The organism is Alsobacter sp. R-9 (genome assembly GCF_054612375.1).
Map to the genome: position 1 here is coordinate 288,045 of NZ_JBTSWJ010000002.1, position 13,464 is coordinate 301,508.

The following is a 13,464-nucleotide window of genomic DNA, read 5'->3' on the forward strand; positions in this document are numbered from 1 at the left end:
CTTCAGTGCGCCGGCTGCGGTTCGAAGTTGTCGCGTGCTTGCTCGTGCGTCATCCGGGCATTGATCCGAGCGGCAAGAGCCCGCGCTATCCTATCCATGGCTGCGTGCGAGTAGTGTCCGTCGGCGACGAAATTTCCGCTGTCAGACGTGTCCACGAGTTGCGAACTGTCGATGACGATGACGTCCCGTCGCTCGAGTATTGGCTGGAAGGCGCGTCGCATGACGCCAGCATAGCCTCGATCCTCGAACAGGACCACGACAGGCACTTGTCCTGACTTCAAGACCTTATCGGCGAACTCGTTGAGCAACTTTCGCGCCACGGGGGCGATGTCGGCCTCGTCGAATGACCCGTCGGCTCCATAGAGAGCCTGGGTGCGCGAACGGATCACCGACTGTCCCCACCCGCGGCGGAACAGGCGGGCCAGGGGACTGTAGTCGAAGATGTCTTCCTGCATGACCAGGCTCGAATAGAACGTGTCGCCCCTTTCGAGGTCCCGCATGAACGCCGCCCACTTCGCTTTGTCCTCAAGGGCGTGGCGCAGATCCTGGGCCGTCCGAACCGAGGGCCAGATAGCCTGAAGGCTGCCGTCCGAGCCGATGGAATACCTGGGATAGGTGTAGGGATGCGGACGTTCGAACGACGTCGTCAATCCCGTCAGCGTCTTCATCCGCCGAAGACTGGACGCGAGAACCCCGATGACCTGAACCGGGTTCGCATTGCCGTGCAATTCGTGCTGGATCTCGAAGCAGGCGAAGCTATGGCTCAGAGGGGCGGCCGGGCCGAAGTACGTTGTCGCCGCGAACTCAGGAAAATCCTTGGCCAGATGATCTGCGAGCATGAGCGAAAACGAGTTGCCATAGATGCTCACGCCGACCTGACCGGCCTTAGGAACCACCCTGTCCTGCGAGCACTCCTTCTCGAGCCAGCCGGCAGTCATGATCCAGTCTGCCTTGTCCTCGGATGGTCCCGCCAAGGTCCGGAGTTTTCCTTCGATCGAGCGACCGTAGTCGACGTATCGCTGAAGGGGTGGAAGGCTTTCCTCATAACCGGTCGGACGCGGGATCAGTAAGGCCACCGCAATGTCCATCATTGCAATGAAGACCACCGTCCAGAGGACGATCATCAAGACGTGCCTTTCTGGTCGTGATCGGGTGAGAGCCATCGGACGCCCGTCAGAACTGGAAGTAGATGAACTGAGCGGGTTCATTGCTGAGACCCATCGCCATGATGTAGATCATTGCGGCATAGAGCATGCCCTGCAGCACCGCCGGCCACTTCAGGTAACTGTTCGCCATTCCGACGCGGTAGTCGTTGATCTCGATGATGGCGATCACGGCCAGACCCGCGAGAGCGGCGCTGGTCGGCTTTGACATGACGAGCTCCGACCCCCCGCCCGCGCCGAAGAGAGCGGCGGTAAAGGTCACGATCTGCTCGAATGAAGATGCCCGAAACAGCATCCAACCGTAGCACACGAACAGGAAGAAGACGCTGATCTGAAGCACCGTGACGGCAATGCGGATGGCGTTGGATCCATCCACAGCCGGGGTGGAAGCAGCGTCCTGCGCCACCGAAGCAGCGCGACGGCGGCCAGTGACGTCGGCCCATGCGCGGTGAATGGACAGGAGCGCGCCCTGATAGGCGCCCCAGAGCACGAAGTTCCACGCGGCGCCGTGCCAGAGCCCACCCAGCAGCATGGTGGCGAACAGGTTCACGTGCGTGCGCATCTCACCGCGGCGGTTCCCGCCCAACGAGATGTAGAGATAGTCTCGAAGCCAGCTCGACAGGCTGATGTGCCAGCGACGCCAGAACTCGCTGGGGTTCCGAGAGAGGTACGGCGCGTTGAAGTTCAGGGTCAGCTCGATGCCGAAGAGTTTGCTCACTCCCCGCGCGATGTCCGAGTAACCGGAGAAGTCGCAGAATATCTGGAACGCAAAGAGAACCGTGGCCAGGGCGACGTCGGCCTGTGAAACGGCGCCTGTCGAATTGTAGACAGAGTTGACGGCGGGGGCGAGACCATCTGCGACCGCGACCTTCTTCATCAGGCCCACGATGATCAACGCAACACCCTGCCCGACCTGTACGAGACGGACACGGCGTCGCTTGACCAGTTGCGGCAGCAGATGCCGCCCACGCTCGATCGGACCTGCCACCATCGGCGGGAAGTAGGCGACGAACAGCGCGAAGTCCCAAAAATGGGTCGTTGGCTTGATGACGCGTCGATAGACGTCAATCGTGTAGCTCAGCGACTGGAACGTATAAAAGCTAATTCCTACTGGAAGAATGATGTTCAGATGAAAAAGGTGCGGGTCAAGGCCTGCTGATCGCAGTATTTCTTCTGCGCTTCCGATGAAGAAATTAAAGTATTTGAAGGTCCCAAGGAAAACAAGGTTCAGCCCGACCGAGCAGTAGATGAGGATCCGGCGACGCTGATCTTCCGCAAGTTTGCCCAGGCGGGAAATGCCGAGCCGTCCGAGGATCAGAAAGACAGCGACTCCCGCCGTGGTCGCGATGCCCAGCTGCGTCGCCTGCCAAGGTGAAGCGCTGTGTTCGCCGCTCCAATCCGGCACGAGGAAGAGTATCGCACTCCCCAGCAGATACAGCGCCACCGTCCGGCGCGTCCTTGCGTCGAGGTCTCGCTGCGAAAGCAGCACGCCGATCGAAAAGTCGACGGCGGTCGAGCAGGCGATGAGGAACAGGAACCTGACATCCCACCAGCCATAAAACACGTAGCCGGCAATCAGCAGAAGCCAGTTCTGTCCGCGAAACGGCAGGACGAGATACGCGCCGTAGACGATGGCGAGAAAAACGAAGAAAGTCAGGGAGTTGAACAGCATTCGCCGTTGCCAGACCACTCTCGCGTACGCATTACAGGGACCGGATAGTCTGCCGTGCGAAGCCGTGCACCGAAACCAACTGAGGCACTAGGCCGTCAAATTCATTTCCTTCAGGTTGATGGGCCCCTGCTGATCACGAATCATGAAGCCATGAGATCGTCACGGTCCACCGACACCGTGCGGAAGGGCGATCAGAAGCGTGGTTCAGTACGCCTCGTCCTGGGAGAACAGCACGAGCGCCGTCCTGAACATGATCCTGATGTCCTGCCCCAGGCTCCACGTCTCGATGTACTGCAGGTCGAGCCGCACGCGCGCATCGATCTTGTCGGGAGTGTCCGTCTGACCGCGGAACCCATGCACTTGGGCGAGGCCCGTGATGCCAGGGCGGATGTTATGGCGTCGGGCATATCCCTCGACGACCTTGATCCACGCCTCATTGTGCGCCACCGCATGGGGGCGGGGGCCGACGATCGACATCTCGCCACGAAGAACGTTCAGGATTTGAGGAAGTTCGTCGATGCTCGTCCGGCGGAGGAAAGCGCCGACACGGGTGATGCGCGGGTCGTTCCGGGTCGCCTGCCGGACGTCTTGGCCGTCCTCAGCCACCCTCATCGTACGGAACTTGTAGATCGCGAACTCACGATTGTTGAAGCCGTGCCGACGTTGGCGGAAGAAGACCGGCCCCGGAGATTCCAGCTTGATCGCCACGGCGGCGGCAAGCATCACCGGCCACAGGATCATCATCGCGCCCAGCGAGACAATGATGTCCAGAGCGCGCTTCCAGAACAGATCGGCCGGTCCAAGCGCCGCACGCTTCAGTTCAAAAGCCGGGATCGCGCCGTACTGGATCGGTCGCGCGATGAGAGCCATGCTCTCAATATCAGTCAGCAGGACCACGGGGAGGGCCTGCTGACGCAAGCCGTCCTCGATCGACTTGATCAGGTCCATCCGCGTCCACGGCAATCCGATCAGGATTGCATCGATACGGCCCTGCTGGCTCATGCGCACGGCGTCGCGCACGGCCGCTTGGACATCATTTTCGCCGTCGATCCGCAAGCAGTCGATCAGCTTGGCCTGAGGAACCGATGCCAGATGATCCTTGACGGTCTGTTCAACGACGTCGTTCTCGCCGATCAGCACGACGCGGTGCGACTGGACGAGCCCGCCGTCGATCGCCCTGACCATCACGCGTGCCAGGATTTCCCGGGCAACCAGAAGGGGGATGATGGTCACCGGGGCGAGCACGAGCAGCGCTCCGCGCGAATAGTATGCGCCTGACTTGAACAGGAAGGTGACGGCGAGGAACAACCCTATCGACATCAACCACCGAGCGATCGTCTTGGATGCGCCACCGGAGGTGATCGCGCGCAACCGGTAAGCGCCGCCCCATGCCCCGAGCGTCACGAAGAAAGCTGCCACGACTAGGCCACTTTCCCGGCTACGTGCCAGATCCATCGAAATGCCGGACACCGACCCATAAGCTGTCGAGGCAAGAGCGCTCCCGGCGACGATCACGCCTACGTCGATGGCAACGGCCAAGGCGATGAGCATCACCTCGACGACGTAGTATGACCCGGCACGATCCTGGGGGAGGGAGTGGTCGTCTGCCCGCGAAGCGAACTGGTCAGACAGGAAGGCCATCAAGAACTCCGCACCCGCCTAAAAGTGTTAACGAGGGTTTAATCCGCGGGACTTGATCTGTCAATAATCGAGGTTCATGATACGTTAAGAGACGGATGTTAACCCTACTGCCCTCGTCGATCTCCACATTGATCCTTGTCATGGCGTGCCGGAATCGACGCCCGGGATGCTGAATTCTTGGATTCGTTCCCTATCCCCGCGAATTTATTGCCGACTTAACGGCTAGGTTTGTGTTTTCACTTGATAATCATTGGATCGTTCGAGGTGGTTTCCTGCCGTCATCATGTGATTATCTTTTGACCTGATGAGCCGGATGGCGGTGCGGAATGATTCGTTTAATGGTCAATACACCTTGAGGTCGTACAGGCTGCTGGGATGAACCAACCGACGCCCTCCATTCCGTCCCCTCATGTTTCACGTGCACGTGATCCGCACCCGTCCGAGGGTTTGCTGCCTCGGGTGTTCGGGATCGCCTTCACACCGCAGACCGAGGCGGAACTGGCCGGAGAGTTGATTCGCTGCGAAGTGCAGGGGGACGGCACTGCGCGACTTGTTGTGACCGCCAACGTTGCTCACATCGTTGAGTTGCAGCGCAACGCCGAGTTCCGAGCTGCCTACCGGTCGGCGTGGCGATCCACTGCTGACGGGACCCCGGTCTTCCTCTATGCTCGAGCAAGGGGAGTGCACCTGCCCGGCCGCCTGACGGGATCGGGATTGTTCGCCGAATTGATGCCGCTTCTCGATCCTGAAGTGCACCGCTGTTTCTTCGTTGCTCCTTCGCAGGAGGCGCTGGACGGCTGCTCCGCGTACCTCCGGGAACGCGGATTCAGCGCCGAGCGCGTGGGAGGCGTGGTCCCCCCCAGGGGCTTCGACCAAGATGCCGCCTATTCGGCGGACCTCGTGCGGCGCATTCGGGAGGCTCGTACGACGCATCTCTTCCTGGGCGTCGGAGCACCCAAGTCCGAGATCTGGGTACATCGCAACGCAGCAGAACTCGGGCCTGCGTACGTGCTCTGCATCGGGGCTGGTCTCGAGTTCTTCTGTGGCATCAAGAGCCGCGGCCCCGCCTGGGCGCGAGCCATGGGTCTCGAATGGCTATGGCGTCTCCTGCAGGAGCCGAGAAGACTGGCGCGTCGCTACCTTCTTGAATCGTGGTCTTTCTTCGGTGCCGTGAGGGATGATCTTCGCGGTCGTTCCGTCATCGATGAAGCGAATTGAAGCTTCTGTGCGGGTCGAAAGAGGCTGACGCGGCAGCGGGTCGCGTCAGAGAGTTTGAGGGCCTTTCGCGGCGGCTCCTCGCGTTCCCGCCCGGCTGCCGGGATCGTGCGGTCGCCCGGATGTGGCGATCGCTCCCATCTCATCAACCTCCCGGTTTGACGCCAGCGCGCTCTCGCGACGCGGTGGCCTGATGGGGACAACGTCAGGCGACGTGATTGGCGTCGGGATAGCGGGACCAACGATCCGGTCGAGGCAATTGTGCCGGCGTCGGGATCAATGCGTATTCCCTCGTTTGTCCACGACCTACCGCGCCGCCGTCGGTGGGCGTCTGTGAGCCCTCCCGTGGCGACATGAGGGGCGGGGACCTTGGGGCCTCGCGGGACTGCCATGGACAAACGGAACCCCATCCGTCACTAGGATGCCGCCGTTTGTCTATCCGAGGGTTCCCTTGAAAGTCCCCTTCGTCCCTTCGCTCCTCGCCTTTGCCGAGCGCAGCCATGCGGCGGCGTGCGGGCTGCTGGTGGTTGTCTGTCTTGCGCTCTTCGTGCCGGGGTTCACGCGGCTGCCGCCGATGGACCGGGACGAGCCGCGGTTCGCGCAGGCTACGAAGCAGATGCTGGAGACGCGGGACTTCGTGGACATCCGCTTCCAGACAGAGGCGCGGCACAAGAAGCCCGTCGGCATCTACTGGATGCAGGCGGCCGCGGTGTCGCTGGCCGAAAAGGCCGGCTTCGACGAGGCCCGGCGGACGATCTGGCTGTACCGGTTGCCGTCCCTCCTCGGCGCCATCCTCGCGGTCCTGGCCACCTACGCAGCCGGCACGGCGCTGACGACGCGCCGGGCGGCCGTTCTGGGGGCGGGGCTCTTCGCAGCGACCATCCTCATCGGCGTCGAGGCGAGGCTCGCGAAGACCGACGCCGTGCTGACGGCCACGGTCGTGGCCTGTCTCGCGGTCCTGGCGCGCGTCTGGATGACGCGGGAGGATCCCCGGTTCAGGCTGCCATGGGGGTGGTGGCTCGTGTTCTGGGGCGCGATGGGGATCGGCGTGCTGGTGAAGGGCCCGATCACGCCCCTGATCGTGACCCTCACCGCGGCGGTGCTGGCGCTCGACGTCCGCGCGGCGGGCTGGCTCGCCCGCCTGCGGCCGGGGAGGGGGCTTCTGCTGGTCCTGCTCGTCGCCGTGCCGTGGTTCGCGGCAATCGTGTTGAAGAGCGGCGGTGCGTTCTTCGAGGAGGCCGTGGGCCAGGACATGCTCGGCAAGGTCGCGGCCGGGCAGGAGTCGCACGGGGCACCTCCCGGGACCTACCTCGCCGCCTTCCTCGGCACAGCGTGGCCCATGGCACCGTTCGTCCTGCTGGCCCTTCCGTTCGCGTGGCGGGAGCGCTGGCGCGACGAAGTCACGTTCGTGCTCGCCTGGGCCGTGCCGATGTGGATCGTCTTCGAGCTCGTGCCCACCAAGCTTCCGCACTACGTCCTGCCGCTCTACCCGGCGCTCGCCCTGCTCGTCGCCATCGCGGCGGAGCGCCAGGCGCTCGTCGTGAAGGGGTGGCTCGCCCAGGCGGCACTGGCCTTGCTGCCTTTGATGGTGCTGGCGCTTGCGGCCGTGGCCACCATCGGCCTGATGCGGCTCGACGGCGCCATTCCCTTCGTCGCGCTTCCGATCCTTGCCGTCGCGGCGCTCCTCGGGCTTGTCGTCCGGCGCGCCGTGCTCCGGGGCGCGTTCGGCACCGGGATCGCAGTCACGGTCGCAGCGTCGGTCTGCGTCGCTGTCGCGGCCTATGGCTGGGCGGTGCCGCTGTTCCGGTCGGTGGCACTCAGCCCGCGGCTCGCTGACACGTTGCACATGCTCGACTGCCAGCCCTCCGGCGTCGCGACGACCGGCTACAGGGAGCCGAGCCTCGTCTTCCTTACCCGGACCGACCTCGAAATGACGGATGGGGCAGGGGCCGCGGCCTTCCTCGGGCAGGGCCCGTGCCGTGTCGCCTTCGTGGAGTCGCGGCAGGAGGCGGCATTCCTCGCCGCTGCCCCCGCCGATGGTGCTGCCGCCCCGCGTCTGCTGACCCGCGTGCAGGGCCTGAATCTCAACGGCGGCCGGAAGCTGGACATCGGGGTCTATCGCGGTCCATAGGTCTGCGGAAACGCCATGACCGAATCCGTCCCGCCATCACCTTCCCCGCTACCGGTGGTCACCGTCGTCGTTCCCGTGCGGAACGAGGAGGGCAACGTGGCGCCCCTCGTCGCCGAGATCGAGGCGGCCCTGGCGCCGCGCGGGCCGTTCGAGGTGGTCTATGTCGACGACGGATCGACGGACGGGACGCCGCGCGTGCTCGCGACGCTGCGCGAGACGCGTCCCTGGCTGCGGCAGATCCGGCACGAAGCGTCGTGCGGGCAGAGCGCGGCGGTCCGCACCGGCGTGCGGGCGGCTCGGGCCCCGATCATCTGCACGATCGATGGCGACGGTCAGAACGATCCGGCCTACATCCCTGCGCTGGTGGATGCGCTCGTCGCGGCTCTGCCGCGTGCGGGCCTCGCAGCCGGCCAGCGGCTCGGCCGCAAGGACACCGGCTTCAAGAAGCTGCAGTCGCGCATCGCCAACGCCGTGCGCGGGCGTGTGTTGCGGGACGGGACGCGGGATACGGGCTGCGGGCTGAAGGCCTTTCCCCGGGAGGTCTATCTCGCCCTGCCGTATTTCGACGCACTTCACCGGTTCATGCCGGCGCTGATGCGGCGCGAAGGGCTCGAGGTGGTCCTGGTGGACGTGGTGGACCGCCCCCGGCTCACGGGGACCTCGAACTACGGGTTCTTCGACCGGCTCTGGGTCGGCATCCTCGATCTCGGCGGCGTCTGGTGGCTGATCCGGCGGCGCCGGCGCGTTCCGGTCGCCAGGGAGATCGCCTGATGCTCTTGGCCTTCTCGCACGGGATCATCGACTACCTGTACGACGTCTTCGTCGCGCGCTTCGACTTCTGGCTCGCCTTCGGGATCGTGGCGCAGCTGCTGTTCACGGCACGCTTCATCGTGCAGTGGCTTGCCAGCGAGAAGGCGGGCAAGAGCGTCATGCCCATGGCGTTCTGGTTCCTGTCCATGGCCGGCGGCACGATGACGCTCGTCTACGGGCTGGTGCGTCGCGAGCCGATCATCATCATGGGACAGGCGCTCGCCGTCGGCATCTATGTCCGCAACATCATGCTGATCTACAAGGAGCGGGATCGCTCCAAGGACTGAGGCGCATCTTCAGCTGCGGCCGCTGCGGCTCGCGCGGGGGCCCATCAGCACGATGTCCCAGCGCGCGCCGTCGGCCGGGTTCTGCATCTTGAGGAACGTGTAGCCGGTGTCCATCCAGGGCAGGATCCGGTCCGTGAGGTTGTCCAGGACCACGTCGGCAGAAGGCAGGCGCAGGACGAGCACCGCATGGAGGCCATCTTCCCGGCCCACGACCACCGCCGCGAGAAGCCTGTCGGCCGGGATGCCGGCGGCCACGAGCTGCTGCTTCTTCGTGGTGACGTAGTTGGTGCAATCCCCGCTGCCGCGTTCAACGACCCGCCAAGGGTTCTCGCCGACCGTTCCGGGCGAGACCGCCGCGTTCACGGCACGATTGACGGAGGCGGCGACACCCAGGAATCGCGCCTCGTCGACCGGACGCCGATCCGAGGTGGGGCCGCGCTGGCACGCGTGCGGGAATGAACGGCAGAGAGAGGCGGCCCCCTCGGGCGGCCGTCCGGCCGAATAGGCCGACAAGTGCGCGTCGCCGGCCATGACGACGCCGGCCCACGCCTGTGCCGCGGCCACCAGGCCGAGAACCCTGAAGAACACCCTGACCCACCCCGTCTGTGCGGCTTTAGACACCGGCGCGTTAACCCTAGACTTCAAGGGTTAAGTTCGCAACCCGACGCTGTAACCTCTACGCTTAATATTAATGAGTGGTTGAGGTGGTCGCTTTGCGTAAATTTTGATTAAACACTGCCCAAGGTTGTAGCGGATCAAAGCGGCGTTCCGCACGGCCATGGCCCCGATCGAGGCCCCTCCCAATCGCCGTCTGCTCTGACCCGGACCGCCCCGTGCTGTCCGGGCACGGGAAAGGTTTGGCTATGCGGCACAACACCATCATCATGAACCTGCTCGCCTCCGCGGCCCTGCTGTGGATTTCGCAGGGCTCGGCGCAGGCACAGGGGGCAAACTGCCGGGTCATCACCCCGCGCAACATCGAGAGCTGCACGCGCGGCCCGATCGGCACGGTTCCGTCTGCGCCGGCCGATACCCGGTTCAATGAAGGCGCCGGCCAGACGAACTCCGGCTTCGGCGGCTTCCTCGGCGGCCTCTTCGGCGGCAGCCAGCCCGGCATCAAGGACACGGGCGGCACGACGCGTCCGGGTGGTGAGACCGCGGGCAACCCTCCCGGCGGCAATCCTCCTGGCGGCAATCCTCCGGGCGGCCCCGGCAAGCCCGGCGACGGCAAGGGCGGCCACGAGGGCAAGGGCGGCCACGAGGGCAAGGGCGGCCACGAAGGCAAGGGTGGCCACGAGGGCAAGGGTGGCCACGAGGGCAAGGGTGGCCACGAGGGCAAGGGTGGCCACGAGGGCAAGGGTGGCCACGAAGGCAAGGGTGGCCACGAAGGTAAGGGTGGCTCCGGGAAGGGCGAAGGCTCCGGCGGCAGCAAGGGCGGCGAAGGCAAGGGCGGCTCCTCTGGCGGCCACGACGGCAAGGGCGGCCAGGACGGCAAAGGTGGCTCCGGGAAGGGCGAAGGTTCCGGCGGCAGCAAGGGCGGCGAAGGCAAGGGCGGCGAAGGCAAGGGCGGCTCCTCCGGCGGCAAGAACGACGGCCCCGGCAATGGCAACGGCAATGCCGGCAACCCCGGCAACGGCGGCGGGAACAACAACGGCTCTGGCCCCGGCACGGGCAACAACGGCTCCAACAACGGCGGCGGCAAGGGCGGCTCCGGCAGCCAGGGCGGCGAAGGCAAGGGCGGTTCCTCCGGCGGCAAGAACGACGGCCCCGGCAATGGCAACGGCAATGCCGGCAACCCCGGCAATGGCGGCGGGAACAACAACGGCTCTGGCCCCGGCACGGGCAACAACGGCTCCAACAATGGCGGCGGCAAGGGCGGCTCGTCGGGTGGCGCGGGCTCGTCGGGGAGCCAGGGCGGCTCGTCCGGCGGTCCCGGCAACGGCAACGGCAATGCCGGCAACCCCGGCAATGGCGGCGGGAACAACAACGGGTCCGGGCCGGGCACCGGCAACAATGGCAGCAACAACGGCCATGGTGGCGCCGGGGGCAACGGTGGCTCCGGCAATGGCGGCGCCGGCGGTTCGGCCGGTGCAGGCGGCAATGGTGGCGCCGGTGGTGCTGGCAGCGGCGGCAACGGTGGAGCCGGGGGTGCAGGGGGCAATGGTGGTGCCGGTGGCGCGGGCAACGGCGGCGCGGGTGGAGCCGGCGGTGCTGGCGGCGCGGGTGGAAATGGCGGTGCCGGCGGCGCCGGCGGTAACGGCGGTGCCGGTGGTGCTGGCGGAAACGGCGGTGCAGGTGGAGCCGGCGGTGGTGCTGGCGGCAACGGCGGCGCTGGTGGAGCCGGGGGCGCTGGCGGAAACGGCGGTGCGGGTGGAGCCGGCGGTGGTGCTGGCGGCAGCGGTGGCGCTGGTGGAGCCGGCGGTGCTGGCGGCAACGGCGGCGGAAAGAAGTAACTTCTGACGCTCGCTCTTCAGTTCAGATCGCCGGCGGCCCGTGGCCGCCGGCGTTTCGTTTTGCACGGCCATGGCGGGGGGATGCGGAGGGACAGGTCGATGGCTTGTTGCGGGCCGGCCCGGCGTTCGGGCGTGGCGTCGTGACCCTTGCGCCGGGATAGGCCTTCTGCGACGCAGTCGGCCTCCGAAGGGCCCGTGCCGGGAGCGCAAGCGGGGAGATGCCTGATTGAACCATCCGCCCATCTTCGGGTCGGGGTCCCTCGACGAGATCCTGACGGAATGCAAGCGGCTCCTGTCGCGCGGGGTGGCGGACCGTCGCAGCCCGCTGCACACGCCGACGGTCGCCACGATCGGCTCGGACGGGGCGCCGCGCCTGAGGACGATGGTGCTTCGCGCGTTCGATCCGGCGGCCAGAATCCTGCGATTCCACACGGACCTGCGCAGCGCCAAGGCCTGCGAGATCGCGAACGACCCTCGCGTCGCGATCCACGCCTACGATCCCGGCACGAAGCTCCAGTTGCGCCTTGACGGGACCGCCTTGATCCACCGGTTCCCCGATCCGGTCGCGGCGGCGGCCTGGGAGGCCTCGAAGCCCATGAGCCGGATCTGCTATGCGACCGCGGTGCCGCCGGGGACGCCCCTCGAGTCGCCGCACCCCGTGGCGGAAGGGGGCGACGGGCGGGAGCACTTCGGCGTGGTGGTTGTCGAACTGGGGCGGCTGGAGTTCCTCTGGCTCTCCCACACCGGCCACCGGCGCGGCGTCTACCGCTGGACCGGCGGCGGCGTGGAAGCCGGTTGGCTGGCGCCCTGACCTCGCCCGTCAGGACGCGCGCAGGCGCGCGAAGCCCTCGGTGAGGTCGGCCTTCAGGTCGTCGAGGTCCTCGAGCCCGACCTGGATGCGAAGCGCCGGTCCCCCGGGCGACCAGCGCGTCGCGGTGCGGTAGGTCGAACAGTCGAACGGGATGATGAGGCTCTCGAACCCGCCCCACGAATAGCCCATGCCGAAGAGCTTGAGTCCGTCGAGCATCGCCGCCACCGCGTCCTCGCCGGCCGGGTGCAGGATGATCGAGAACAGGCCGGACGATCCCTTGAAGTCGCGCTTCCACAGGTCGTGGCCGGGCGCGCCGGGCAGGCCGGGATGGAGCACCTCCTTCACCTCCGGCCGCCCTCGCAACCAGGAGGCGAGGTCGAGGGCCTGCTTCTCGTGCTCGCGCAGGCGCAGCGCCATGGTGCGCAGGCCGCGCAGGCCGAGGAAGACGTCCTCGGGCCCGGGACACACGGCGAGGTCGTCATAGGTCGCGCGCAGCGCGGGCCATGCCTTAGCGCTCGCGGAGACGAGGCCGAGGAGCAGGTCGGAGCCGCCGGAGAGGTACTTGGTGCCGGCCTCGATGGCGAGGTCCACGCCCATCTCGTGCGGCGGGAAGAAGATCGGCGTCGCCCACGTGTTGTCCATGAGCACGGTGGCACCGGCCCGGTGCGCCACCTCGGCGATCGCCGGGATGTCCTGCATCTCGAAGGTCTGGCTTCCGGGGGCCTCTGTCAGCACGGCCGCGGTGTTGGGCCGCATGAGGGAGGCGATCCCGGCACCGACCTGCGGATCGTAGTAGGTGGTCTCGACGCCGAAGCGCTTCAGCAGCCCGTCGCAGAGGGTCCGGGTCGGCCTGTAGGCGCTGTCAGTGACCAGCAGGTGGTCGCCGGCCTTGAGGCATGACAGGAGAGCGACGGAGATCGCGGCGAGGCCGGACGAGGTGACGATCGTGCCCGCCGCGCCGGCGAGTTCCGTCCACGCGGTCTCGAGGCTTTCCGTCGTCGGGGTGCCCTTGGTGCCGTAGACGTAGCGGCCGCGGCGGTGCTTGATGTCGTCGTAGGTGGGGTAGAGGACCGTCGATCCGCGGTAGATCGGGGTGTTGACGAAGCCGTGCTGCTCACCCGGGTCGCGGCCTGCGTGCACGAGGCGCGTGCGCACCCCATAGCCGGCGACGTCCTGTGCGGTGATCTTCTTCATGGGTTGTCTCCCACCCCGTTGCTGCGACGCATCCGGGGCTTTTGGAGCGGCACGCGGACGCGGTCAACCGGGCACTCCGGGTCAGCG

At 66.2% G+C, this 13,464-nt stretch carries 11 protein-coding genes; 6 read left to right on the forward strand and 5 right to left on the reverse strand.

All coding sequences use genetic code 11. The annotated features are described in order from the left end of the window. Positions 1–2: 2 nt before the first annotated feature. The 3 genes from ACX9GQ_RS04080 to ACX9GQ_RS04090 form a co-directional block, all read right to left on the reverse strand. Entirely contained in the window at positions 3–1,127 is a 1,125-nt protein-coding gene (locus tag ACX9GQ_RS04080; protein WP_459628261.1) for a hypothetical protein, read from the reverse strand. Between the two features lie 46 nt (positions 1,128–1,173). Continuing rightward, the gene (locus ACX9GQ_RS04085; protein WP_459628262.1) at positions 1,174–2,835 is read right to left on the reverse strand and encodes an MBOAT family O-acyltransferase; all 1,662 of its coding nucleotides are present in this window, start codon (positions 2,833–2,835) and stop codon (positions 1,174–1,176) included. A gap of 204 nt (positions 2,836–3,039) precedes the next feature. Next, the gene (locus tag ACX9GQ_RS04090) at positions 3,040–4,476 is read right to left on the reverse strand and encodes an undecaprenyl-phosphate glucose phosphotransferase (RefSeq protein WP_459628263.1); all 1,437 of its coding nucleotides are present in this window, start codon (positions 4,474–4,476) and stop codon (positions 3,040–3,042) included. 375 nt (positions 4,477–4,851) lie between these two features. Here ACX9GQ_RS04090 and ACX9GQ_RS04095 point away from each other — a divergent pair, with 375 nt between their 5' ends. The 4 genes from ACX9GQ_RS04095 (at position 4,852) to ACX9GQ_RS04110 (ending at position 8,919) form a co-directional block, all read left to right on the forward strand. After that, a complete protein-coding gene (locus ACX9GQ_RS04095) occupies positions 4,852–5,694 on the forward strand; it encodes a WecB/TagA/CpsF family glycosyltransferase (protein ID WP_459628264.1) in 843 nt (280 codons plus the stop codon). Positions 5,695–6,142: 448 nt separating this feature from the next. After that, entirely contained in the window at positions 6,143–7,822 is a 1,680-nt protein-coding gene (locus ACX9GQ_RS04100) for an ArnT family glycosyltransferase (RefSeq protein ID WP_459628265.1), read from the forward strand. Between the two features lie 15 nt (positions 7,823–7,837). Next, on the forward strand, positions 7,838–8,593 hold the full coding sequence (locus ACX9GQ_RS04105) for a glycosyltransferase family 2 protein (RefSeq protein WP_459628266.1): 756 nt from the start codon (positions 7,838–7,840) through the stop codon (positions 8,591–8,593). Further along, positions 8,593–8,919: a lipid-A-disaccharide synthase N-terminal domain-containing protein gene (locus ACX9GQ_RS04110; protein WP_459628267.1), complete on the forward strand. Its 327-nt coding sequence runs from the start codon at positions 8,593–8,595 to the stop codon at positions 8,917–8,919. Before ACX9GQ_RS04105 ends, ACX9GQ_RS04110 begins: the two co-directional genes overlap by 1 nt. Positions 8,920–8,928: 9 nt before the next feature. Here the strand turns inward: ACX9GQ_RS04110 and ACX9GQ_RS04115 are convergent, their stop codons facing one another. Further along, positions 8,929–9,507, reverse strand: coding sequence for a transglutaminase-like cysteine peptidase (locus ACX9GQ_RS04115; protein ID WP_459628268.1), 579 nt, complete (start codon positions 9,505–9,507; stop codon positions 8,929–8,931). Positions 9,508–9,782: 275 nt separating this feature from the next. Here ACX9GQ_RS04115 and ACX9GQ_RS04120 point away from each other — a divergent pair, with 275 nt between their 5' ends. After that, a complete protein-coding gene (locus tag ACX9GQ_RS04120; protein ID WP_459628269.1) occupies positions 9,783–11,372 on the forward strand; it encodes a hypothetical protein in 1,590 nt (529 codons plus the stop codon). Positions 11,373–11,598: 226 nt separating this feature from the next. Further along, a complete protein-coding gene (locus ACX9GQ_RS04125) occupies positions 11,599–12,183 on the forward strand; it encodes a pyridoxamine 5'-phosphate oxidase family protein (protein ID WP_459628270.1) in 585 nt (194 codons plus the stop codon). A gap of 9 nt (positions 12,184–12,192) precedes the next feature. On the opposite strand, the gene metC is transcribed toward ACX9GQ_RS04125, so the two are convergent. Further along, positions 12,193–13,377, reverse strand: a complete 1,185-nt coding sequence (gene metC, locus ACX9GQ_RS04130; protein ID WP_459628271.1) for a cystathionine beta-lyase — start codon at positions 13,375–13,377, stop codon at positions 12,193–12,195. Positions 13,378–13,464: the final 87 nt, after the last annotated feature.

Coding starts and splice junctions, on each gene's coding strand:
- ACX9GQ_RS04105 (WP_459628266.1), top strand. CDS start 7,838: ATGACCGAATCCGTCCCGCCATCACCTTCCCCGCTACCGGTGGTCACC.
- ACX9GQ_RS04085 (WP_459628262.1), bottom strand. CDS start 2,835: ATGCTGTTCAACTCCCTGACTTTCTTCGTTTTTCTCGCCATCGTCTAC.
- ACX9GQ_RS04120 (WP_459628269.1), top strand. CDS start 9,783: ATGCGGCACAACACCATCATCATGAACCTGCTCGCCTCCGCGGCCCTG.
- ACX9GQ_RS04095 (WP_459628264.1), top strand. CDS start 4,852: ATGAACCAACCGACGCCCTCCATTCCGTCCCCTCATGTTTCACGTGCA.
- ACX9GQ_RS04090 (WP_459628263.1), bottom strand. CDS start 4,476: ATGGCCTTCCTGTCTGACCAGTTCGCTTCGCGGGCAGACGACCACTCC.
- ACX9GQ_RS04110 (WP_459628267.1), top strand. CDS start 8,593: ATGCTCTTGGCCTTCTCGCACGGGATCATCGACTACCTGTACGACGTC.
- metC (WP_459628271.1), bottom strand. CDS start 13,377: ATGAAGAAGATCACCGCACAGGACGTCGCCGGCTATGGGGTGCGCACG.